Below are 24,719 nucleotides of genomic sequence, written 5' to 3' on the forward strand. Positions count from 1 at the left end.
TCAAGTTCAATATATACTACTTGAATGTACACTAACAATGATATTTATCACACAGTATTTATTGAATCGTTCCAGTGCTTTTTAAGGAGACATCAACAGTCAAATCAAATGGTAGGTTAGGATAAGCCTGCTCCCATTTATCAAACATGTCCTTCTCATAGAGCTGCATGGTTCTATATTTAAGTCCAAAGCCAAAAGGATCTAGCTCTTCTTCTTGTAACATAGTAAATAGCTTTTCTAGTTCAGACTTTATTTCCTTGGAGGCTAACTTACTGTACTCATCTAGATTTTCCACATGCAGTCTCTTGTCTGACTGACTTACTACACCATCCATTTTTACATTGATTTTGATGGATACTGGCTGAGCATTTTTTTTATTTACCTTGTATTTCATATTTACATTAATTAGATTCAGTACTAAATTTAATTCATCTGTTTCCAATTTGACGCTATAGCCACCAATATTATTGGCAAGAGCATTATAATCTCTAGTGAGGCTAGAGGATAAATGAAATGAATCCCGTTTTTCCTTTACGATGATTGATTTATTTACAATCAGCTGAGAACCTGACTCATTGGACTCGACGATTGGTAGAACCGCGTCAATACCTTCACTATAAAAGCTCCTTCTAAATTCATATAAGTACGTAGAGACAATATAAGGGCTTTCGGTGCCTACATTCCCAAAAAATTTAGAGAGAGGTGAAATGACTGCGGATTCGCCTTTAGGCTCCGTTCGTAGTATTTCCTCAGCAGTTGGTTTCGCTGCACCGACCCAGGCAATCGTTTGAATATCACCTCTTCTGAAAAGGTAGTCCATGAACTCCTTTATATCACCCTCTAAGAGCTTTTCATTGACGAGAATTATTTTAGTATGTCCAAATTCAAGCGTCTTGTCGGTATGTGTTTCCAATATGCGGACAGCCTCTTCTATATTATCGCCTTCATGAACCAAATACTGATAGCTGGGCTCCTTTTCCTGCTGAATGGTCGAAACTGGGATAGCAAGCTTCAGTGTTACTTTATATTTACCTTCCTCTTTCTCGGAAGGATCAATCCCAATTCCTGTCACGAATATCCGATTATCGATATCTTTAAAACCACAGCCCGTAAGAAAACTAGCTATCAGAAGAATAGTTACAAGAAGTTTGATATTTACCCTCATGATTTTAACCTCCTCTTAGCAATGAGCAGACTGCCGATTAAAAAGCCATAAAATATTGGAAGGATATTATAAAAAAAGAGGGTAAACTTCAATAGCTGATATTCGCTAATTTGCCTAGTGACAAGTATCCCTATCACTCCAAAAATAATAACAAGCACATAGGAAGTCAGGTTTCTTCCCTTCCATTTCAATCGTTCTATCTGAACAATACTTTCAAATAGCTTGAGAGAAACGTGCCAATGTATTAGCAGACTAATAAATGCCACCCCTAAAAAGACAATTAAAAAAATAAAGATGAGACGCTCAATTATTCCAAATTTCAAACGTACAGCATCACTCGTTGTCACCCAAGGGAAGGTGAAGTTTTCAATTTGCTCAAAGCCATTAAAGCCAATCGGAACGAAATACGTTGTAAAGAGAGTAAATACTCCAGCAAGTGCTAGGATGAGCATTTGTTTTAACCCAAACTTTTTGTTAAAATTCATATATTTATTAAAGATTGACAAGTTTACTACACCAATAAAAATAAAGGCCGCTGCCGAAATTGCATTATAGCTTGGAAGCTCCTGAATATGCGTGGCAGCTACCATAATATAATCCCAGTCCAAACGGGGATCGGTATATACTTTCATGATTAAAAAGAAAATAACCGGTAGGAAAATAACTACCACTAACTCGGTAGTATATAGGACACTTTTTTCCTTCATCAGCACCCCAAATGATATTATTAATAAGAACGCAAGAGTCGTGATGACAATGGAGGTCTCCGAAGAAATAAACGTATTAAAAAGCAGGACATATGTGACAAGTGTTATTAAACCAGCCAGATACCAGGAAATTGCAAAGTAGAGTAACACCGGATAGTAAAACCATTTAGAAGTACTTTTCTTTAGAATTTCAGGAAGGGACATATTCGGAAAGTGACGGAAAAGGTTTACAAGGACACTGACCAGAATCGGTCCAACAATGACGGCAATGACCATGGAAAGGATTACGCCATTTTTACTTTCTCCCATTAAAATCCTCGGGACAGACGCAATGATGTTGGTGACCATCGTGACAATGATGAAGTAATACAGATACCTATTCATTTTTTGTAGTCACCCCTATTTCCTTTTTCTCACCTTTCCAATACATTTTTAAGTAAGGCTCTCCAAAGCTTCTCTTGTTGGTTAAGAACATCAAAAGCCCTAGCGATCCTAGTATGAGGCCTATCGTGCCAAAAAGCGTTGTATAGAAAATCAGCAAGTAACGACATATCCGAATAGCGAAGCTCATCTCACTAATGGGAATAACAAAGCTTGTAATGGCAACAGCCGAGACGATGATAATCATAATGTTAGAGGTTAAGGCTGCCTCTGTAGCAGCAGTGCCTAGAATTAAACCACCAACTGTCGTAGCTGTTGCACTGATTGCTTTAGGCAGACGCATACTTGCCTCTATTAGAAATTCCATAAATAGCAGCATGAAAATTACCTCGACAAAGGATGGATAAGGAACTCCAAGCCTGCTCCCCGCTACCGTGAGGGCAAGCTCCGTTCGTAGGACATCTGGTGTATAGGACGTAACCGCAACATACATAGCAGGTAAAACCAAACATATAACTAAGCCCAAATATCGTAGCACCAAGGTAAAGGTAGTAATCCAAAAGGTATGATAGCTATCCTCCATAGACACCATAAAGTCAAAAAATACAATAGGAGCTATTACTGCCTGTGGACTCCCATCAATCATCAGTACAACCTTTCCTGCTGCAAGATTATAGGTTATCCGATCAGGGCGCTCCGTCAATATTAACGTCGGAAAAAGAGAAACCTTAGAGCCATTCAACTGCAGCTGCAAATCTCCCGCTGACTGGATAAGTGGAGCTTCTAAGCTGTTTAATTTTTTCTTAATATTACGTAGAACAGACTTTTTCACTGTCTTCTCATCATACATAATCGAAACCTGTGGACGTGACTTTTCCTTCATATCATGCATTTCAATCATCAGAGTAGGCGTATGATACCGCTGTCTAATGATGTTCAGGTTTGTATCTAAATCCTCACTTAACGCTAACTGTGGACCATAAACAGTCGGCTCGATCAGAGTTTGCTGTACAGCATCTGAGTTGACCAGCTTAATATCCAGCAGATATAAACGGTTCTCTATAGATAGGAGGACAGCACCTTTTGTCAGCTTGATCTGCAGCTCTTTTCCTGACGTCATCTCAACCTGCTCTGGTAACGATTCGATATAGGACTGAAAGCTCTCATTAGACTTCATTTCAAAAAATGGCTTAATCACGATCGTGTGGAGTTTATTGCCGTCTACCACTGTCTTCAAATAAAAGAGATAAACCTTGTTATCACCGATCTGCAGGGGCTTCAGCATGATATCACTAGAAGGCTCAAACTTTTTGGATAGCTCAGCCATCAATGTTGGAGGATTTGATTTTGCCATGTTATCCAATCTGTTACACCTCCACGTTCATTTAGTACGTTTAGGGTAACCGAGAAAAGACATTTTTAACCGTTGTATCAAGCCTTCCGCATCAAAAAAACACCCGTATGAAGCCACTCTAATGCTAGAGTGTTCCATTAACGGGTGTTTAGCAATTAATAGATATTTGGTACAGAAAATAAGTCGATTCCTGTAATAGTCGGAAAAGCCTTATTAAAGCTCTTTTCCTCCTCCGTTTCTATAAGAATTTCATTGATAATGCCAGGTCCAAACTCATCTACTAGGTATTTAATCGTTAAGTGAGACTGAACATAGCCATTATACTTGGCATTTTCATCATCATCTCCAAGTCCAGCTATTTTGGAATTAAGAGAGCTTAAACGAACTGCTTCAGTCTCTAAAGGAGGTGTCTCCTTACCAACGTTACTAATATACTCCCCCACTCCTACAATGAACCAACTAGGAATATAGCTTACAGATAGCGATAGCTCATCCAATCTCTGGTTAATTACAAATTGCGTATAATCATGAATCACATTTTTGTATAGTAAATCAGCTGGTGCCATGTCTGGAAAAATTTCCTCTCGATCCGCCGGAAATATATTTACCGTATTATAATAAGGATTATCATTATTATTTATAAAATGACCTATGCCAAACAAATTAATCCGATCAGCTTTATTAGGAAAAATGATTAAATCGACCGAATCATTGAACTGGCCTAGCATTTCATTGTTAAGCTCAATCCCCCGTTCGAGTGCGACCTTCGTCGTTGGCAATAGCTCCTCATCAAAGTCCATATAGTGAATGGTCACATGTTGTACATCCACTTTGCTATAATCCTTTAGAAATTCAGCTATTCTCTCCTCTTCTTTTTTATCCTGTATAATGCCTGCAACTGTATTTGGGATTAATCCAAATAACGGCTTTTGAATATAAAAAGCAACAAAGCAAACGAGAACGATATAGAAAGCATATTTGCGCATCATTAAAAATCAGTCCTTTAAATTTTGGTACGGTGAAAGAGTTTTTCCCCCTAAACCAACCTAAAGCAGATGGTATCATGCCATCTATTATTCTATCAGCGCTCAACTTTGTCAATTTTTACAAATAAAAAAACCCCTATCTCAATGGAAACAGGAGTGTGATTTACGTTTATAAGTCGGCATTCTTTTGAACAGACTTTCTAAGAGAGATAGAATTCATCACGAACCATAGTATCCCAGCAATGAGGGGAACCATCACACTATCGAGCATCGATCTTCCCATTAAAATAGAGAGAAGACTCATCCCTACACAAAAGGCTATGGAGCTTAATAGATTCCGCTTTTTAGCAGCCCTTACCTCATCTGCTGTAAAGACATTTGCAAATTCAATGCCTGAAAATATGTACCTAGCTAAAGAATAAAATAAAAATACAGCAAAAGGGATCAGCAGTAAAAATAGAGGCTCCATGTCTGTAAATAGATAGACAGCAATCATAACAAAGGAAAGGATAAATTGAAGGATTGCCCCCTCTACTAATATCTTGGAAATCACCTTTTGTTTATATTCATCAGTCGAAAGCCATTGTAATAAATGCATATCTATTCCTCCCAAAATAAATCATTTAATGTTTTATCTAGCTCTTTAGCGATCGCTATACATAACTGAAGGGTCGGATTGTAATCCCCTTTTTCGATTAACCCTACCGTTTGACGAGTAACGCCAATTCTTTTAGCTAACTCGGACTGCGTTAAACCTTTTTCCATCCTAGCAATTTTCATACGATTAACCATAAATGCCTCCGAACTGAATGTAATGTATATATGTCATTTGTAATTTATATGTTACATTACATTAGATTGAGAAGTCAAGGTTTTGTAAGAAAAAAAGACTGGGCGATTTAACATAATCGATATTGCTGATTGTATTTTATCTAAAATAGAGGAATGGCATGGAATAAATCTATTCCTATCCCTTTTATTAATCATAAAAAGTACATCTTCATTAAAATGTGCTTTTACTTCTTAATCATATAGAAAACAACATTAATAACACAGAACACATTTTGGTGAAATAGCACAATTAAAGATTAAAGATAACGTATTACCATTTTAGTTATTTTGTTAATTAAATTAACTACATAAAAAAGCGAGTATATGAACGTTTCTGTTCATATACTCGTTAATTAACTTTATTGAAATTTACATTTCTTTTAGATATAACCATAGAAGAGTTAAAGCCCTCTTAGAATTCCACCGATAATTCTAGAGACTTCTTCGATAAATAAACATTTGGTAAGCTTGCCTTTGCATACAAATAATTTTCTTCATCCAGAATAATATTTACTGAAATTCTTCCTTCTGTGTAACTCTTAACATATTCCCTTAGTTCATTAATATTATCAAAATGAGTATTTAGAGGAATATAAACGGCATGATTCCCATCAGACAAAAATACAACCTGATAATTCTTTGAATAATCTAGGGACTCCGTCTGGAAATGATAAATACTTCTTTCTCTAATATACATATCCAATGCACTTAATATATTTTCCAGCTGTGCTTCAGTTAGATTTTCTTGCTGATAAATACTTAGTAAGAAGTGTATATTTTGCTGGTTTTGTCCATGGGACAATCGAGATATATACTCATCTAAATTTCCTTCTTGTGAAAGTACATTTACTTTCTCCGCTACCAGTTGTTCTATTTTCTCTTTAACATGCTCTTCTATATTTCCTCTATGGCTCTCTTCCAATCGATCAAAAAGATGCCTCATATAATCTATTTGCTCAAGGTGATCTATTGAAATCGCGTCCATTTCAGCTAATTCTATCACCATTCTAGTTAAATGCTGGACTTCCATTTCAAACAAAACACCTTTATTCGTAACAGAGTTTCTTTGTTCCGAAGTTAATTGGTCCCATTTTTCTCTGGCTTCAGCCAATTGATATTCATCATTGAAGCCAACCAAATTAGATATTAATGCTTCAACCAAGTTAACCTCTGTCTCTTCAAAATAGCTAAATAATTCTTCTGAGATAAGTGCTCTATCTCCGTACAAGCTGTTGATCATTAGCCTTGTCTCTTCCATTAAATAACTTGCTTCTGTTACATTATCTATCTCTTGAATTTGATGAATATTTCTTTCAATCTCTGAAACAATTCGAGGCATGATTTCTTGATTCTTAAGTAATCTTTCTATTTCCAGCTCATAAGCGATTAACTTTTCAAGATTTGTCACTAGCTTTCTCTGAGCATCTGTTAATGCATTATACCCCTCTCTTGCATGGTCAACTAAATCTCTTGATGCAAGTGTTAATGGAGTGGGAATGCTGTTTATTCTAACCATTATACGATTAGCAGCTTCCACGTCTGGATTAACTGGAGTATTGCCGTTTTCTCCACCACCGTCCGAAGGTGGCTGTGGAGTCGGAGCTGGTGGAGGGGTTGGTGGCGTCGGTATATGTGAATTACGTCGCTCCTCTTGCTCTTTTTTCTCTTGTTCTCGTTGCTTTAATTGGTCCTCCATTTTTTTTCTTTGTTGCTCAGCTAAAGTTGCGAGGTATCTTTCTTCTGCTTCTTTCTTTGCTTTTTCAGCCGCTAAACGATTTGCCTCTTCTTTTCTTTTTCTCTCTTCTTCTAGTCGTTGTTTTAGCGCTTGATTTTGATTTTCCAGTTCTCTTTGTTTTCGTGCTAACTCCTCTTGTTGTTGTTTTCTCTGTTCTTCTAGCTGCTTAATTGCTTGTTGTTTCTTTTTTTCTTCATCACTCATTTGTAAAACTGGAGCTCGATCGAAATCAACGGAGCCAGGTGACTTATTGTTATTATAAAGTTCTATTAGACGTTTAGCTTCTTCCGGAGAAACCTGCCCACTAGTAATTGCGCTTTTCAATAGACCGGCTAGTAAATTATCTACGTTTTGTTGATACCTTTGGAAATCAATATCCGAATCTAAATTCATCTCACCTTTGTTCATGTTATTAATAAATGCTCTATTCTCTTCATCTATTTGTGCTTTATTTCTTATCAGTTCCTCTATAATGGTTGGCCCAGCGGATTGAAGGAAACTATCCAGATCCACTACATGTACCCCGTCTGGTAAATTAGGAGTCAGTCCTGGTGAGATTTGCTGAGTAGGGAATATTGGAACCGTTCCATTATTCGGGCTGCTTCCCTGCTCTACTCCCACCGTTCCTGCACTTACAAACATGGATGGCAATCCTGTTGCCGGATTGATGTATACAACAAAATGAGTACCCTTTGCATGAAAAGTTGCATCACTCGACATTATTTGAAAACGGTCCTTCTTATTTTTAACAGGGGTAACATCTGCATAGACAGTACCTTTCCAAGCTTTTAAACTAGTCATTTTAAAGCCTTCATTTTCATGTAAATGTACTAGGGAAATATCCGAATTCTCCCCAATCGTTACGTTATCCTTCGTATCTTCTGCCTGTAATAGAATGCTAGACATTTCCTCTGTCCGAATCCGATCCCCTTGGTGAAGCTTCATTCCGATAGCTGCTCGAATAGACTTCATGCTTCCTGCCTTTTGAATATACGCAACACCTGTTATCTCTTGAACAACAAAGAATCTATTCTCCTTAGCACTTGCGGTCACATTAGGTAACACTGCTATCATTACAAGTAAGCTCATCAAAAACATATAACTAAATTTCTTAATTTCTCTAAGCAAGTCTTCTCCTCCTCTCGTTATTTGGTTATTTTAATAATTTGATTGGTATGGCTATTGGTAACAAAGATTGTTCCTTCTTTAGTCACTACAAGATCTGACGGGAACTGCAAGTCTTTAACGATAGTACTTACTGTACCTTTATAGTAGTAACGAATAGCATGATTTCCATAATCCGCGATTAATAGACCACCTTCTGGAGTAACCGCTATTCCTTTTGGTATGGAGAATTGAGAAGCTAAAGCATCACCATCTTTAAATCCACTGTCTCCATATAATCCATTTGATGAGGATACATTTCCTGCAACAGTAGTCACTTTGTTTGTTAAGAAATCGATATATCTTATTACTTGGTTTCCTGTATCACTCAAATATAGATTTCCTTTCTCGTCTAATGCAAGACTAGAAGGCTCATTAAACTTTGCTTGGCTTAGTGTTCCATCCAGATAATCTCCCGCACTCTCAATTACTCCATCAGCAATTTCTACTGGACGCAGGGAAGGTGCATTAAGCGTCGTAACGTTACCGTTTGTATCGATTTTACGAATCACATGATTCAAAGTATCAGCCACATATACTATGCCATCTGTTGTAACAGCAAGATCCTGCGGGAAATAAAAACTAGCAGCAGTCGACTTTCCATCCATTAACCCTGGACGGCCATTTCCTGCCAAGGTAATCACTTGTCCTTCATTTGTTATCTTACGAATCACATGATTTGCTGTATCTGCTACATACACATTTCCCTTGGAATCACTTACAAGTCCAGAGGGAGTAGAAAAAATGGCTTTATCCTTTACATCGTTATGCAAGCCCCCATGCGCAGAACCATCTTTATCTACTGTCAAAATCATTCCTGCATAGGTAGAAAGATTTCCACTACTAAGTCGACGAATTAAATGATTTCCTTGATCAGAAATAACAAGGGAATCGTCTGGCAGGATTGCTAGATTTGTAGGCAAACGTAACATGCCCCCTTCAGACGTAACTGCTGGGTATACCGAAGTTACAACGACTGGGGAGTAGATGGCTTGAAGCCTCTCCAGCTCTTTTATCAATGCTTGATGAAATGCTTGCTTACTAGATAATTTGGCTACGAGGGTAGGAACATCGTTAATCACTTTTACTGCTTCTTCTTTTTTTCCACCCTGATATAATTGTTGGGCGCTTGTTAGCTTCATAATAATTGTCACAGGAACTACCAGCTCGTCACGTTTTTGATCTGCTGGCTTTTTATATTTTTCTAACAAAAGGTCACGAGGTGCTTTTCCTGTTACACGATACAAAATAGACGTTCTTGACTTAAGTTGCACTGATAGCTTGTGATAGGCTTTTTCAACTGCAAGAAAGTCCTTTTTTGCCTCTGCTTCTTTTATTTCTTTTAATAAGGGATCTAAGTACTTCGTAGCGTAGTTATAGGCATCGACGTAAGGGATTAGGCCCTTCCCTATTTTCTCCTGATACAATGCCTCTATTTCTTTTAGCTTCTCTTGTTTTTCTTTTGCTGAAAGATTAGATGTGAGAATGACATTTCGAGTTGTTTGATAGTTTTTCTTAACATTATTGAGCACTGGGTCAAGAGAAGCACTAGTGGCAAGCTCTCCTTTTAAAGCAGGTTGTACATAAGACAGAGCCGCTTTCTTCATTTCTATTTCTAATGAATGTATCGATTGTTGAACGGAAGTCGTTTTTCCTTGTGCAATCGGTGCAAATGACAAAATAGTGGAAACCAATAAAATCACAACCATAACTTCTTTACCAATTTTTCTTTTCATCATTTCTCTCCTTTACAAAATATATTAAAATTCTACAAATTGTATCAATAACATACACTTTCTAACATTAATCATTTTTTTATTATATGAATACTGAGGAATGTTAATAGTTTTGCATTTGTATGTTCCCTGTGTCAGAAACAAACATGAATTTCACAACATTCAAGTTTGTTTGAACTAACGTGAATGTTTCTAACACAGGGACGCAAATAAAAAGAGAGTATTCAAACGACAATCGTTTAAATACTCTCTTCTAATATATTATAGAAATTACTTCCTAAAATTTATCTATCACAGCCAATGCCATCGCCGTCACGATCAAGATGCTTACCATACCCTGGTTCTCCTTGATGAACTGGCGCTGCACCAGCTTCTCGAGCTTGTGTACAGTTTTTATAATATACATTAGTTGTTTGTTCTTTTTCCGCTCGTGCAGCCTCTTCTTGTTTGCGTTGCTCTTCAGCTAAACGTGCCTCTTCCTGTTTGCGTTGCTCTTCAGCTAAGCGGTCTGCTTCTTCTTGCTTAGCCTTTTCCTCTGCTAAACGAGCAGCCTCTTCCTGCTTGCGCTGCTCCTCAGCTAGTCGGTCTGCCTCTTCTTGTTTTTGCTGCTCCTCTGCTAAACGGTCTGCTTCAGCATCTGTTTTTTTAGATTCCTCATCAGCTGTCTTCGTATCTGGAGTAATAGCGTCTGTTTCAGTAGTGTCTTCTCCAAAAATTAACGCAAGAATGATTATAAAGCCGAATACATACATAAGCGAGGCAACTGCTCTTTTCCACCACTTCCCACTGCGGAAGCCAAGCACCTTCTGATACCATTTTCTCTCTTTTGACACGAATGCAATTTTAGCATCCACTAAAAGAGCGACAAACTTTTTACCCGAGCTAGTTAAAACTAGATCTCCTTCTTCTCTGCTTATTACAGTTTTCATCGCGAACTGGTCTATGACTGCATGAGAAAAGAACGTAAATGGCCATTTGTTCATTAATGTTGCTGTTCGTTCCTTGTCGTCATATTCATAAACTAAAATATCCGTATCTTCCACTAAAACAAAGTTGCCCTTTTTCTTTGCACTTTGATAGTAGCCTTCTGCAATTAGCTTCGCATCTCTATGTTTTTCCCTTAGCAGTCTCTCTCCATTTTTTGCATGACCAAGATTATCTCTCTTCATAACAAATGCTGTTATTTTCACGTTATTAGACCGTAAGTCATTTAATCTATCTGCGTGTAAGAAATTTTCGAAATCATGGGTAACCGTTGTGAGTACATTGGCTGATTTATGATGGACGATATGTTTAAGGATTTCAATAAACTCTTTGCTGTCATCGTTAATTTTAATGTCATCAAATTTACGTGGTATGTATCCAATACTCATTGTTAGCTGCCACTCATTTTTATCCTTGTTCTCTTTCTGAACACGGACATCACTGACCTGGTCATGTGTATAAACCATATTTTCACTTTTGGAAAGAAACAGGATAGATGTCGTTGTTAATACCAATACTCCATTTACATCCCTGCCACTTTTCTTATCAAATTCCGCCTCTATCACTTTTAAGACAGTATCCGTTGAATTTATAACGGTATGTCGTGCTTGCTCTAAAACTTTTCCATACATTGTCACTAAGGCTTTCTGACCTATTGTTGGTCGATTTCCTATCCACTTCTGCATACATGTACCTCCGTCTAAAATATCATTTTCTATTATAAACGGGTTTTCCCTATTCAGAGGTTTATGTAATTTTCAAATTTATTTAGACCCTTTGGCACAAACAAATTGTTCCTTACAGTAAATATTTCCTCTCCCATTACCATTAATATATGTAAAAAAATAATCCCAATAAAATATTCTGAAAGTTTAGATTCATATAAATTATATGATAAAATTGAATAAAATTAATTCCATAAAAAGTAATAAAATTACATTTTTATCCTAGTTATATAAATGAAATATGTACAAAAATAAATAGATGAAGAGGTGTTGTGATGTTAATAACGGAAAAGAAAGAGCAAACGATTTTTGATCACATGGGACATAAAATAATGACAGATAGAGAGATTGATATAGTCGCTAGATTAGAGGAACCATTAGTAGTGGTATTAGGAAATATGTTAAGCCACGAGGAATGCGATGAGCTGATCAGATTATCGATGGACCGAATGAAACGATCCAAAATTGGCGCAGCACGCGAAGTAAATGAGCAGAGAACAAGCAGTGGTACGTTCATTGAAGAAAATGAAAATGCGATTGTCGCTAGAGTAGAAAAAAGAATCTCAGCTGTTATGAATATACCGATCGAACACGGAGAAGGCCTTCAAATCCTTCAGTATACCCCTGGTCAGGAGTATAAAGCTCATTTTGATTTCTTTTCATCAACAAGCAAGGCAGCAAACAATAATAGAATCAGTACCCTTGTCATGTACTTAAATGATGTAGAAGAAGGAGGAGAAACCTTTTTCCCTAAGCTAAACTTTACCGTAACGCCTAAAAAAGGGATGGCCGTTTATTTCGAGTACTTCTATAATGATCAAGCTTTAAATGAATTGACTTTGCATGGGGGCGCACCAGTGATTACTGGTGAGAAGTGGGTTGCTACTCAGTGGATGAGGAAGCAGAAGGTACGATGAAATTGGTTTGCTGAAATGAAAACTTCCTATGAAGAACAAATAATAAAGGAGCCGTTTTATCGGCTCCTTTTATTTTTTCTATCAAAGTAATCACCATACAAAAAGAGACGATGCTTGATAGGTTGTTTGCCTATCAAGCATCGTCATTATTTTGAATTCTTATTAAATACTATCTTCTAAGGTATTTTTCAAAATTATATTCTTACATCAAATTTTAAATGAATAGAAAAATAGTAGGAATATCTATTTTATTTATTCATTTTTGAATCATTGTATAGTCCTTCCACATACTTGCTGACAAGTACTATATGTTCTTCCGACATACTATCTATCGACTGAAGTAAGTCTTCTTTCATCACTTTTATAACACTAAGTTCTTCACAGTCGTCAATATAACCTTCCATGACCTCTTCAAGTGTGTACGTTACGAAGTCTGGGCTGTTCTTCTCTAATTCAAACAATCTGAGAAGTTCTACTTCATCTGCAGTCGGCATTTCATCTGGTTGATTCAAGTCTCTCAAATACGTTTTTAAAGCTACCCATCTTTTTTCTGATACATTCACTTCAAATATCGCATTGAATTCTTCTCTATTCATAATCATTTCGTTCACTCTTTTAAATCCAGCTCGCAACTCGTCAATAGTTGCATTTCTATAATATTCACCATTTCCATACTTTTCTCCAGCTTTTCTGATTATTTCAATCTCCTCATCAGTTGGAGCTTTAGAAGTTATTGCTTTAACTTTAAGATATCTTTGAACATCAGCCCATTTACTCTCAGGTACTGCATCAACCAATTCGTATAAATCTTCTACTTTCATGATTATTTTCCTCATCTCATTAATGATATTATCTGTTATCATACTTTAATAATATAACTTTATTAAAAAATTTGCTTCAATAACGACTGAGTAGCAATCCATTTCAGGAATCCAATTCTTATACCACTCTGATTTAAACCAGCATCAACTACTTCATATACTAAGCATTTAATTGTTCTTGCTTAACAACCCGAGCCTCTCTCACTGTATCCATCAATCTATTGCTATTCTCCAATATCTCTAAAAGCAATCTATACACTTCATAATTAGCCTTAACATCTAGTTGCTCCATTTCAGTGTGTTCAAATTTGTAACCTGCTGATAGATTGACACTTTGGATTCCGTTCTTTGCCCACACTGCTGTGTCACTGGAACCACCGGCTGTTGTTTTCCACCAAGATAAACCTGCATTCCTTGCAATTCGTTCAATTTTTCGACCAAATCGTTCTGTGCAAAATGGGACATAGCCTGCTTTAGATGTAACGATGTCATTAGTTCCTCTGCGATCAATGACGAAGGCCATATCTACGTCCCATAGGAATGTTTCAGTTACTTCAGAAGCTCCTACTAATCCAATCTCTTCTTCTACAGTAAAGACGTATTTGATTGTTCCATTAAAGTTCTTCTCTGTTATAGTTTTGGCTATCGCTAATATTACGTTTATCCCAGCACGGTCGTCTCCACCTAAAATACCTTCACTAGACTTCCAAATGTTCTCTTCCTTTATTATTTTTCTATTACTTCTAATTTCTTCTACTGTGTCCAGATGGGCATTTAATAGCACGGTTGGTCCATTCCCGAATCTTTTTGTTGCTAACACGTTTCCATAATGATCTATTGCTAGTCTATCTACATAAGGTTTGATTTCACTGACAACATGTTTGCGAATTTTTCCTTCATTGCCACTAGCCCCTGGAATAGACAATATTGTTTCCAGTTGGGCTTCAAATTCTTTCACATCCATAATTGCATTAGATTCTTCAAATATCTGTGTTGCATGTTCCAACGTAATCGCTGAAAGTTTTTCTGCAAATGTTGGTAGCTCTTTGCGATTTACACGGAATTGAGTTTGTCGATTGTGGTGACGAAACGGCAAGTCTATTGCATCAAATAAAATATGAGCTTTTTTACGTCCTTCTACAGTTTGAAAGCCTATATTTGCAGAACGTTTATCATGACCATCGCAGGATATAGTTGTCAAACATCCTAAGCGATTTAACTGAGCTACCATTGCGGCAATGTACGTGTCTAGTTTTGCAAATGGTAAGTTATTCACAGGATAAAGCATTTCTGTTACTCCATTAGTCATTTCTTCTAATTTGCCTACGAAACTTGTTTCAGAAACAGGGGATGACTCGATGAAAAGAATGAAGTGATTCATATAGAAATCTACTTCTAATTGTTGTAATAGTAGTCTAACAAAATTTTTATTTTCTTCGCTAAGTTGGGATAGGTCGAATCCTCCATCTGCTGCTGTAATCTGGATTCCGTATCGTGTGAATAGTATTTCCCATTGTGTATTTTGCATGCTGCATCTCTCCTTTTGGTTTATGTTAGTAGTATATATAAACGTCTGTGATACGCTTGTCACAGAATATAAAAAAGCCATTCTATCGATGATTTGATAAAATGACTGTTATTTATATATGATGTTCTTCACCAAGCGCAATAATAAAATCGTGATGCTTTATGGCATATCTCTGTTTTCCTCGTATAGCATAAATTTGATTTTCGTTATAACCGATTTTTACTAGCGCTTCATTCAGTAAGCGAACCCGACTGCGGTAGTTGTCCCACTTTAAATTATCCTCGCCTTCTTCCCCTTCCACCCATTCATTCAATTCTTGTAGAGTAAGAGGCAAATCATTTCTGCTATTTAAAAGAAGTCTTTTTAGCGTGTTGCTTAGTTTTCCTCCAAGTTCTATTTTTTCACTATATCCTTTTTTTATAAAAGGAGTGTCCCCTATAAAACTAAGTAATAATTGATGATTTTCTAAACTAAATATGATTTCTTCATATTCTTCCTGAGAGATTCCAGTCTGACTATCTTTTGTTATAATACTAATACTTGTTCGACTAATTGCATCTTTCAAATTGTCTAAAAGATCCTCGATGCTAATTCCTTTTACTTCCATACTTAAGATACCTTCTTCAAGTGTAGCGGCTTCTTTTATTGCTTCTTTAGCTAATTGTGCTGCACAATAACCAATAAAAAGTTTTGATTTAATATATTGATCTTCGGTTAGAGGGAAGTTCAAAACTCCTCTTCTATGTATTTCTCGCGCCTTTTGAAAATAGTTAATTGCTTCTATCCAGCATTTCTTTTGATACTTTATAAATGCATATCTGTAATTGGCCTCAGGGTTTTCTTTGTCATATTCTAAAATATATTTATATTGTAATCCTGCTACATTTCTATCTTGAACAATATCTGATTTTGCATGAAATGCGTTTTCCATTAGTTCTCTAATATATTCAACCTTTTCATTATCATTAAATATATTTGCTCTGAATTTCAATTTATCAATTTCCTTTTGTTTATTTTCCACACGCACACCGTTATTTCCTTTTCTGAGTTCGACCAACTGTAGTTTTAACTTCTCTAGCTCTTCAAGATCTCTCTTCGTTGGTCTTTTTATCTTACGATCCATTTAGCTGTTACCTCCAAAGACTTTTTCTAATATAGATTGATACTAATATTCAAATTTAAAAACGACTTGAATTCCATGAAATTTAGAACTCAAGCCGTAAATCATTTTTACTCTTTTTACTAAAATGTCTTTACATTATAACTACCGTAACTCAAAACATTGTTCAACCAATCATTTCCAACGTCGAATGCATCACTCTAGGTGCTGTGGAATGGCATAATACGAAAGGTTTAGATACTTCTTTTTTCATCTTTCCAGAGTTTTTATGGCTAGTGAATGCTGTAGAATACAAAATAGTATTGTATTTAGAACATGCTTGTCGAATTTTTTCGAATGGCCCTGCACCGTCCACTACTTCAACTCCATAGCCAAACTCGCCAAAATACTTTTTGTAGCGTTCAGAAAGACGCACATTTCCGATAATCAGCAACTCTTTGTCCTTCACTTCTGTCGTTCGATTTATTCTTCTCGTAACTCTCCTACCATTATCAATAAATTGTTTTTCAATCGTATCGATAGATACGTAATTCTCTTCTACTTGCACGATTTCAATAAAACGATTAAACTCATCAATCCAAATCATATCTCCTAGTTCTAATATTAATCCTCGAGGGACATCATGTAATTGCACATATTCTTGGTTTGATTTTAGTACATATATTTCAGAATCTATTTCTGATACTGATGCTAATAATTTTTTCTTATATATACTAGAACTTTTCCAAATCAGGCCGGTTGCGTCCTTATATTGGACGTTTTCCTTTTCATCCAGAATAATTGAGCTATGAGCAAGTAATGGTTCTTCTATTTGAATGAAACGTTCCGAATCGTCTAGGCTACGGACGACATAACCGTTCGCTAAAGCCATTAATACATAAATCGGTTCGTGATTTTTTAGCTGAATAGAGGGGAGTAAATCATCCAAAGTAATTTTCCTATTTTGATAATAGCTTACGAATTCATTATGCTGATTAATACTAATTACTTGTTTATCAATAATGAACATACCCTCACGATACTTAATTTGCTTTGTTGTACCATTAACTTTTGCAAATGCCTCATTATGACGATTTTCAACAATAGCAAAGTGAGCAATGGTAGTATCAGCAGGTCCTTCCGAATGGTAGTAATCAAATGTATCCACCAGCTCTATATCTTTCGTAACTTCCGCAAATTGCCCATTACTAATATAAATAGAAGAAGGAATAGAATTTACTTTCATCCACTTATCGTCACCAAAATTGATGAAGTGTCCTTCCTCATCTACACGGCAATATCCTATTCGATTTGTAGCAAGTTCACTTTTCGATTGAGACATGCTACGTTCCAGCAAAATATTTTCAGCCAGATCTATAAATCCTTTTAACTCTACTTCTTCTGTCGCAGACAATCCCTGCAGTAGCTCCTGTCCTTTTTGTAACCACTTTTCAAAAGTTAACTCATCAAATGGAAGCTTTTGACGTTTTTCATTTGTTAACTGCTTTTGTAAAGCACTAATATTATTAATTAAACTTTGGTTTTCCACTAATTGTTTCTCGTATTCTTTTTGAATGACTCCTTGCTCTTTTAATATTTTTTTTTGTTCAGCCTTTAACTCATCTTTAGCGGTTTTTATTTGTTTCTTTAAAAAGATAATTTCCTCGTTTAAACTTTTTTCTAATTGCTGATTTTGAGCAGTTGCAGTTGTCTTTTCGTTCAATTCTTGCTTTAATTTTTGAAATTTTTCAACTTGTTGCTCATACTTTTCCTTTTGCTTTTCCAATTTTATTTGTAAATCATTGTGCTTGATTATTTGTTGTTTTCCATTTCGCTCCAACTTTCCGATTTTATTTTTCAGATAATTCGTGTAACATACATAAAATACATTCTGTCTTCTCGTTGATATTCTAGCAATTTGGTCTACTGTATTGGCTATAAAATCTTCATTATCCCTTAATTCTTGTATTTCAAGTACATCACCTAAAAACCGAAGCGATTTCGAAAAAGCAATTGTTGCAAATAAAGTAGATTTTACAAAGTTACTATTCGGCAAAATAAAAAAGCTCGTCAGATTTTCCTTTTGTAAAGCCTCTGCATAAGCATAAGCAAATAACGCTTCTTCGTAGTCACATTCACACCCGATAATACGACTATCATCCACTTCATACAAAATGACATTCGCAAATATAAAATAAATAACTGATTGAACTGTAATAGTAATTTTTTCTTCTTTCCAAGGTATATAGAACTTACCCTGTTGTATAATTTTTTCACTATATGCAGTAATTTCAGCTTCATTGCGATTACCTATCACATATTGTGCTACTTGGTTATCCACTACATATTCAAAAGTTTGTGCAATTAAATTTACATCTTGTATCATCTCATTTATTGAGACTTGTGAAAAAAACTTTTCAACTAATTCACGTTTATTTTTAGCTTTTTTTGCGGTCTTCTGTAAAAAGTTAAAATAGGTACGCTGCTCTTTTATATTAGCTAACCTTTCTAAAAACTCTTGTGGCTTTTTTTCATAGAGTTCTATGTAACCGGCTAAAAAAGCTATTTCTAAATTGGTTAAGTCACCAAACCAATCCTCATGTTCATAGTTGAATAAGTTCTCGATACGTTCTTGACTCCTCAACTGTTGCTGCATAAAATTAGCCATTATATTTATAACTCCTATTCTTGTTTTTTATTATTTTTATACCGCTTTTCGTTAATCTAATTAAAGATTTGATACATCTAAAGTTTACGATGATAACTTTTAGAGCTATTTCTACCAATTTTAATTCATCCATCAAGGAATCAAGGTGAATGTCTGCTTTTCCAAGAACAGAAATAATATTCTCAAAAGCATCTAATGGATGGATTTTTAGTAATATCCCTCTGTATTGTTACTAGCTCATTCTTTACATTGTCAATCAGTGTAAATCGCTGAGCCTGGTATTTAGAATAGACAAATTCTACTTGATCAGGTAAGTAGCCCGAAAGATTGGCCCATTTACGTTCTTTAATAGCGCACTTATTATTTAGGTACGTTATCATCTTTTCTAGTGATGCATTTAGTGCTTGGCATAACTCAACATATTCGCTTTTTGCTAGCTGTTTTTTGATTAAATCGACACTTTCCCTGCCTGAGTAACACCTTCATATGCACCAAATAATAGAAATTCAGAATTGCTCCAGCAGCACCCACGACTGTTTGACCGATTGCTGCAAGCGTTGTACGACTTGCAGCAATCGGCAACTACATTACGAATAGCCGTTGAAAGCTGTAGATGCTCTGTTCGCATACTTTTCAAATTGCTAAATGTACTTATGTCTGCAGCATTCCGTGGCACTTTAAAATCCAACAAAATTTGAATCCTACCAATCAAGTAATACTAATTAATTATATAGTATTTAAAAGAAAAAATATAGGCTAAAAGACTTCAATCTAATGAGTCTTTATGCTACATTTCGAAGTAAAGGAGAGATTAAATTATAGGTAAATCGAAATTATTTTTAGGTAATTTGTCTCTTTTCTTCATTGAAAATTTAATTTTCCAATTTCTGTAGTTAATTTATACTTTCATCCTCTTACAACTACTTTTTGTAGTATTAGTCATAAAAAAAACTTCCTAATCCTTAATGGATTAAGAAGGTTCTTTGTTTACGAAACCATAAACGCTAAATGGAAATTAGGAATATTCAAAGAAAGTATAATTTCTTCCGTTTATAAGCCTCAACTATTAAAATGTACGTTCCGATTCAATTATTCGCTTCATTTCCTCAATCTCATCATCTACAAACTCAGGAACAAGGTAATCACCATCAATAGCTTCCTTCATTCTCTTCTCTTTTTCTGCTAATTTATCATAAATTTTTTTATCAATAAAATTATAAATCTCTCTGTCACTGACCGTCATTAAATAATAATACCTGGTACCTTGTCTTTCTTGTAAACCAAGTCGATGAATTCTGTCTCGAGACTGTAGCATAAAAGTTAGATTATAATTATATTCAAAATAAATGGCATCATGTGCAATTGTATGTAGGGATACTGACTCTCCTAGAGTATTGGGATTAGATACTAATACCTGTATTTCATCAGTATTCTCTTTGAATGTATTAATGATATCCTCTCTTTCATCACGAGGTGTAGCCCCATAGATAACTTTTGCATTAATTCCTTTTTCATTTAATGTATTAGTAATCTTATTTAAAGTGTTAACAAATAATCCCCAGACAACAACTTTTCCATGTTTTTTCACTATATCAATTACAAGTTTAATTCCTGTATCAAACTTAGGGGAGTTCACATTAGCTAGATCCCATTCGCTTACTTCACCAATGGCTGCGGCATGAATACTATCTTCTAACTCTTTTCTTACCTTTCCACTAATCTGGTCATAAGAATTTTGATAATCACTGTCAAATTCACTAAACCCCAAATCGCTATAGTTTATCGCTTGATTTATAATTTCTGGATTAGTCGATAATTGAATCATTCTTATTAAAGTTGCTAATGGATTTTGGGCTGTCGTATAAATTATTTCTGCTAGTCGGAGTTGTTCTGCAGAAGGAACAACCTTTATAATATAGTCTAAGTCGGCTGGTGGGACCCCTAAATCTTCTTTGCTAGTCCTCCAAAAATATGGACTCAATTTTTCATTAATCTCTTCTACTTGCCATCCATCTGGATTCTTTAACATGTTTTGCTCAAACCCAAAATAAGCACTGTATTCTTTTTTAAATAAAATATTCAAGAAATTATAAATATCTATATATCCATTTGGAATAGGTGTACCCGTTAATACATAACGATAATCTACTTTATCTGCTATCTCTAAAGCAGCAATTGCACGCTTTGCCTGCACTCCTTTGATACGGTGTACTTCATCATAAACAAGCATTGTATCTGAATTACTCGATAGGCATTTAATTATTGACTCTTTATACTTAGGTAGCGATTCATAGTTTATTAATATCAAATTAGCTGCTGACCATTGTGCTTCAAAGGCATATTTATTACCGTTTATAGACTGATCATGAATACTAAGTAACCTAAGTTCTTTTTTACCTTGAAACACTGACTGAAACTCATCTTTCCAGGACAAAAATGCATTAATAGGACTCACTACTAAAATTCGCTTTATTACCTCTCCTTTTTGCTTACTGTTTAGATAAGCAAAGACCCCCAATAACATAGCTGTTTTTCCAGCACCAGGTACAGAAAAGTTAGCAGCCCTTTTTTGAGTGAGCATGTACATGGCAGATCGTAGTTGTAATGGTTTAAGCGGACGTTCAACTTCTCCTTCAACAACTTTCATAAACTCTATAAATTCTTCTTGCCAGCGACTATCTTGCTCCTTTAATGTCAATCCCGATTTCCTATATTCTTCAATTGAATACTTCTGAGCATTAATAAAATTATCGACTCGTGATGATACTATAAAGTTAAATTGCCGTTTAATCGCTTGCTTATTAGCTAACTCAATAATTTTTTCAATCTCTCTATATGTTAAATCTCTTCTAAAAAAAGGGTAGCCTTTATCTTCATCTACATAAAAAGTAAATTTGCTTTTATACGTCTTTAGCAAGGTAACTTCCTCATCACTTTTATCGATAAAAAAGAAATGCTTCTCATCCATATCAAAGATGACTGAATTATGCTTCGGATTTGGTATCTTTTGTATCCGTCCCATATCAAATTCTTGTAGTAAAGGATATATAATCTCTGTTGCATCAACTACTTCAACACCAGGATAATTATTATTCCATAAACGGGAAAACTCTTCTTTTTTTTGTTCAATACGTTGACGTACATTGCCGCTTACATCCCACGAGATATCAACATCAAATGAGTCAAAATTATTTTCTATAGCATTAGCTGTCTCATTTAGAGAGCCATTAAAATAAACTACATCTCTTTGCCCATCTTCGAACAAGCCCCATTTAGTATGGAACAATCCGTTCTTTACTAAGCCAAACTTCACGTCTGCTTTGCCTTGCGAAATTAAATAAGCCAAGTTCCCTAATCGTTGTTTATCACTTTGCGATAGGGATTCTGCTTTCGAACGCTCATGGTAACCCAACTTAATGTCTTCAAAATCATTTTTTGAAATATTTTGAGATATAATGAATTGTACATATCCATCATTTTCTGCAATCCTATCTAATCCCTCAGCGTATATAGAAAGTGCCTTACTTGAAAAATATCCACTTACTCTTTTATAGCTGATAGATTCTGCCAATACTGGATTATAGAACTCCTCTGCCACATTTTGAATCATTGAATTATAACTAGATTTGAGACGGCCTTGCAAATTTTTCAACAAAATTTAGCCCTCCTCAGACAAAAGACTATCAATTTTTAATTTTAACTCCTCAAAACTTTTCTTTAATTTAACCTTTTCACTTTTAGGTAATCCTTCAACAATTCTCTTATCAATAGCCTCAATACTACTAATTGCCTTTTCAGCGAGTTTGACTGGTTTATTTTGTTCTTTGTAGTTTTTCGCTTTTTCAGAATGATTGGTTGAGATTGTTTGAACTTTTGCTAAAGCCTGTATAGCTTCCTGATTATTTTGTAATGTGGTAAATAAATCAACGTTATTTTTTATGACCTCTTCTTTATTTAATGCTTCTACTATAGTGTCTGTTGCATCTTCCATCTCTTCAATAAATATTTCTTCATTTTTTGTACCAACAACATTTTTCACTATTTGTCTAAACTCGGCTTTAAAATCTTCTTTGGATGATCTTATTTGTATTATTTTCGCAAACAAACTATTTAATAGTTGATCTAGATTTTCCGAGTTTTTAATTTTTTTATACTGGGGAATCATATCTTGTAGCGGTCCATCTAAGTCTAATTGTTTTGCTAGAGCATAGTTGTCCGGATTTGTGTTAGCAAACTCCAAAAATTTAATAATTAGTTCAGCTTCCAGAATACGTTTGTTAACTTCGTTTGAATTCAATCCGGCAAATTCAGTATATTCTGCGACACTCATTATATTATTTTTAACAATCGTTTTATACGCATCAATAGCTCTATCAATTGGATTATAATCAACTTTACCAAGTTTACCGAATTGGATTTGTAACTCAAGTGACTTAATTTTCTTTTGATCATCATGATTATGTACTGATAAATCATCTAAGATAACTGCTTCAAAATATTGCTGCTCTGTAATGGAAGGGTCTTGTTCTAGTAATCGTTTTGCAGTAAATCGACGATTCCCATCAATTACTCGTCCATCACTTAAAACATAGCCTGGCTCATCTTGACCTTTAATGGCAATGTCTCTCTTCAACCTTTCCATTTCTTTCCGTGTCATTTCATCGGTATCATCTGCTAACATCTTTTGAATAACCATGTTATATTCTTTATCATGCCCTGGCACTAATTTACCGCTGGTACTTTCATAATCAGAAAGCGAGACTCCTATTCTACCATTCTGCTCATTATAATATAGATATTTGAGTGGAATCGCATACGTTCTTCCATCATATTTCTCTCCACTTGCCTTTTTGATTGGAACATTAACGTTATGGCCGCCTTCTTTAACAAAGCCCTTCTTATACAAATCAAATAAGTTGATATTCTCCATGTTTTTGCATCTCCTATAAATCTATTATTTCTTTAACGTATTGAGTATTAAACCAAAACCTCTGTTTTACAATTCTTTGCCCGTTCGGCAACAATATCTTATCATCACCGTTTATAGCACCTGGTCTCAAGTGTCCTAGTGAGTTGAATTGACCAGAAGGTAAATTATTCTTATTAATAATTTTCCCATTTTTTTGTTTCACTGGAGTGATTTCTAATTTCTCAGCATTGATTAAATATCGAACTCTTTCCCAAACTTCTTTAAGACCATGGTTTAAATCATATTCTGACATCTTCCAAACCTTCGCATCTAAAAAAGTCATTTCACTATCGTCAACACGCTGACCATTGGGATATTGTTGAAAAATAAATAATACTAATATCTTTTTATTAAAGTATCTATATAGTGAACTACTTTCCCAACATAATGCTTCGGACCATTCTTTAAAGTTCACTGGCATAAATGACATGGCTTCTGCTGGTGTTTCCATACCTGTTAAGCGAACTGTCTTTAAAACAGCATCAACTCTATTATCACATAAACTAAATTGACTATTTGTTATATCCATCATCTTTCGAGCTAACTGTACAAAAGAGGCTTTATTATCCTTTAATGGCATAGCCAAACTCTCTTTGAGATCCGAAACCTTCATTCCTTTATATTTAGATATCTTATCATCAATCTCAATTTGAGAAAAAATGATTAACTCTTCACTCTCATTCATAGATATATTCTCCTGTATTTGTAGTTAATGAAAACACATAGTGCAGTATATATTAATTCTATCATTTTTATTTTCCTAGTTATACCGAAAAGAAGATATTAGAATGACAACAGATCAAATTACGCAATACTAATCAATTATTTTTTTGTAAATAATTAGAAATTTATTTTAGATATGCAATGCATATTAATATTTTAGGTTGAATTTCCCAACAAACTAATACCATAGTTCTCTGCATTATAGTATAATATAGTATAATCGTAT

Annotated in this window: 17 protein-coding genes; 1 reads left to right on the forward strand and 16 read right to left on the reverse strand. The window is 35.0% G+C overall.

Annotated elements, in window-relative coordinates; all coding sequences use genetic code 11:
* Nucleotides 1-58: 58 nt before the first annotated feature.
* The 9 genes from HF876_RS09980 to HF876_RS10020 form a co-directional block, all read right to left on the reverse strand.
* A complete protein-coding gene (locus HF876_RS09980) occupies nucleotides 59-1,165 on the reverse strand; it encodes a Ger(x)C family spore germination protein (RefSeq protein WP_169359923.1) in 1,107 nt (368 codons plus the stop codon).
* The gene (locus HF876_RS09985; protein WP_169359924.1) at nucleotides 1,162-2,256 is read right to left on the reverse strand and encodes a GerAB/ArcD/ProY family transporter; all 1,095 of its coding nucleotides are present in this window, start codon (nucleotides 2,254-2,256) and stop codon (nucleotides 1,162-1,164) included. The genes HF876_RS09980 and HF876_RS09985 overlap by 4 nt, the downstream gene beginning before the upstream one ends.
* A complete protein-coding gene (locus tag HF876_RS09990) occupies nucleotides 2,249-3,607 on the reverse strand; it encodes a spore germination protein (protein ID WP_205964077.1) in 1,359 nt (452 codons plus the stop codon). Before HF876_RS09990 ends, HF876_RS09985 begins: the two co-directional genes overlap by 8 nt.
* Nucleotides 3,608-3,762: 155 nt before the next feature.
* Nucleotides 3,763-4,596 carry a hypothetical protein gene (locus HF876_RS09995; RefSeq protein WP_169359925.1) on the reverse strand — a complete coding sequence of 278 codons (834 nt, stop codon included), beginning with the start codon at nucleotides 4,594-4,596 and terminating at the stop codon, nucleotides 3,763-3,765.
* 166 nt (nucleotides 4,597-4,762) lie between these two features.
* On the reverse strand, nucleotides 4,763-5,191 hold the full coding sequence (locus HF876_RS10000; RefSeq protein ID WP_169359926.1) for a hypothetical protein: 429 nt from the start codon (nucleotides 5,189-5,191) through the stop codon (nucleotides 4,763-4,765).
* Nucleotides 5,192-5,193: 2 nt separating this feature from the next.
* Nucleotides 5,194-5,385, reverse strand: a complete 192-nt coding sequence (locus HF876_RS10005; protein ID WP_169359927.1) for a helix-turn-helix transcriptional regulator — start codon at nucleotides 5,383-5,385, stop codon at nucleotides 5,194-5,196.
* 451 nt (nucleotides 5,386-5,836) lie between these two features.
* Complete coding sequence (locus HF876_RS10010) at nucleotides 5,837-8,287, reverse strand: FecR family protein (protein WP_169359928.1); 2,451 nt, start codon at nucleotides 8,285-8,287, stop codon at nucleotides 5,837-5,839.
* Nucleotides 8,288-8,304: 17 nt separating this feature from the next.
* On the reverse strand, nucleotides 8,305-10,059 hold the full coding sequence (locus HF876_RS10015; protein WP_169359929.1) for an NHL domain-containing protein: 1,755 nt from the start codon (nucleotides 10,057-10,059) through the stop codon (nucleotides 8,305-8,307).
* Between the two features lie 284 nt (nucleotides 10,060-10,343).
* Entirely contained in the window at nucleotides 10,344-11,729 is a 1,386-nt protein-coding gene (locus tag HF876_RS10020; RefSeq protein WP_169359930.1) for an excalibur calcium-binding domain-containing protein, read from the reverse strand.
* Nucleotides 11,730-12,043: 314 nt separating this feature from the next.
* Between HF876_RS10020 and HF876_RS10025 the strand changes: the two genes are divergently transcribed.
* Nucleotides 12,044-12,685 (forward strand): 2OG-Fe(II) oxygenase, encoded by a 642-nt coding sequence (locus tag HF876_RS10025; RefSeq protein ID WP_169359931.1) that lies wholly within the window; start codon nucleotides 12,044-12,046, stop codon nucleotides 12,683-12,685.
* A 248-nt stretch (nucleotides 12,686-12,933) separates the two neighbouring features.
* On the opposite strand, the gene HF876_RS10030 is transcribed toward HF876_RS10025, so the two are convergent.
* From HF876_RS10030 to HF876_RS10060, 7 genes are all read right to left on the reverse strand, one after another.
* Entirely contained in the window at nucleotides 12,934-13,506 is a 573-nt protein-coding gene (locus HF876_RS10030; protein WP_169359932.1) for a hypothetical protein, read from the reverse strand.
* A 160-nt stretch (nucleotides 13,507-13,666) separates the two neighbouring features.
* Nucleotides 13,667-15,034 carry a M20/M25/M40 family metallo-hydrolase gene (locus HF876_RS10035; RefSeq protein ID WP_169359933.1) on the reverse strand — a complete coding sequence of 456 codons (1,368 nt, stop codon included), beginning with the start codon at nucleotides 15,032-15,034 and terminating at the stop codon, nucleotides 13,667-13,669.
* A 112-nt stretch (nucleotides 15,035-15,146) separates the two neighbouring features.
* A complete protein-coding gene (locus tag HF876_RS10040) occupies nucleotides 15,147-16,157 on the reverse strand; it encodes a hypothetical protein (protein ID WP_169359934.1) in 1,011 nt (336 codons plus the stop codon).
* Between the two features lie 163 nt (nucleotides 16,158-16,320).
* Entirely contained in the window at nucleotides 16,321-18,801 is a 2,481-nt protein-coding gene (locus HF876_RS10045) for a hypothetical protein (RefSeq protein WP_169359935.1), read from the reverse strand.
* Between the two features lie 1,066 nt (nucleotides 18,802-19,867).
* Nucleotides 19,868-22,456: an SNF2-related protein gene (locus tag HF876_RS10050; protein WP_169359936.1), complete on the reverse strand. Its 2,589-nt coding sequence runs from the start codon at nucleotides 22,454-22,456 to the stop codon at nucleotides 19,868-19,870.
* 3 nt (nucleotides 22,457-22,459) lie between these two features.
* Nucleotides 22,460-23,731, reverse strand: a complete 1,272-nt coding sequence (locus HF876_RS10055) for a ParB N-terminal domain-containing protein (RefSeq protein ID WP_169359937.1) — start codon at nucleotides 23,729-23,731, stop codon at nucleotides 22,460-22,462.
* A 13-nt stretch (nucleotides 23,732-23,744) separates the two neighbouring features.
* The gene (locus HF876_RS10060) at nucleotides 23,745-24,455 is read right to left on the reverse strand and encodes a PDDEXK family nuclease (RefSeq protein WP_169359938.1); all 711 of its coding nucleotides are present in this window, start codon (nucleotides 24,453-24,455) and stop codon (nucleotides 23,745-23,747) included.
* Between the last annotated feature and the right edge of the window lie 264 nt (nucleotides 24,456-24,719).

The sequence above is a fragment of the Psychrobacillus sp. BL-248-WT-3 genome (assembly GCF_012843435.1).
In the GTDB taxonomy this organism is placed as follows: Bacteria; Bacillota; Bacilli; order Bacillales_A; family Planococcaceae; genus Psychrobacillus.

Bases quoted from the DNA above. Each gene is read 5' to 3' on its own strand.
- HF876_RS09980 (WP_169359923.1), bottom strand. From the start codon at position 1,165: ATGAGGGTAAATATCAAACTTCTTGTAACTATTCTTCTGATAGCTAGT.
- HF876_RS09985 (WP_169359924.1), bottom strand. From the start codon at position 2,256: ATGAATAGGTATCTGTATTACTTCATCATTGTCACGATGGTCACCAAC.
- HF876_RS09990 (WP_205964077.1), bottom strand. From the start codon at position 3,607: ATGGCAAAATCAAATCCTCCAACATTGATGGCTGAGCTATCCAAAAAG.
- HF876_RS09995 (WP_169359925.1), bottom strand. From the start codon at position 4,596: ATGATGCGCAAATATGCTTTCTATATCGTTCTCGTTTGCTTTGTTGCT.
- HF876_RS10000 (WP_169359926.1), bottom strand. From the start codon at position 5,191: ATGCATTTATTACAATGGCTTTCGACTGATGAATATAAACAAAAGGTG.
- HF876_RS10005 (WP_169359927.1), bottom strand. From the start codon at position 5,385: ATGGTTAATCGTATGAAAATTGCTAGGATGGAAAAAGGTTTAACGCAG.
- HF876_RS10015 (WP_169359929.1), bottom strand. From the start codon at position 10,059: ATGAAAAGAAAAATTGGTAAAGAAGTTATGGTTGTGATTTTATTGGTT.
- HF876_RS10020 (WP_169359930.1), bottom strand. From the start codon at position 11,729: ATGCAGAAGTGGATAGGAAATCGACCAACAATAGGTCAGAAAGCCTTA.
- HF876_RS10025 (WP_169359931.1), top strand. From the start codon at position 12,044: ATGTTAATAACGGAAAAGAAAGAGCAAACGATTTTTGATCACATGGGA.
- HF876_RS10030 (WP_169359932.1), bottom strand. From the start codon at position 13,506: ATGAAAGTAGAAGATTTATACGAATTGGTTGATGCAGTACCTGAGAGT.
- HF876_RS10035 (WP_169359933.1), bottom strand. From the start codon at position 15,034: ATGCAAAATACACAATGGGAAATACTATTCACACGATACGGAATCCAG.
- HF876_RS10040 (WP_169359934.1), bottom strand. From the start codon at position 16,157: ATGGATCGTAAGATAAAAAGACCAACGAAGAGAGATCTTGAAGAGCTA.
- HF876_RS10045 (WP_169359935.1), bottom strand. From the start codon at position 18,801: ATGGCTAATTTTATGCAGCAACAGTTGAGGAGTCAAGAACGTATCGAG.
- HF876_RS10055 (WP_169359937.1), bottom strand. From the start codon at position 23,731: ATGGAGAATATCAACTTATTTGATTTGTATAAGAAGGGCTTTGTTAAA.
- HF876_RS10060 (WP_169359938.1), bottom strand. From the start codon at position 24,455: ATGAATGAGAGTGAAGAGTTAATCATTTTTTCTCAAATTGAGATTGAT.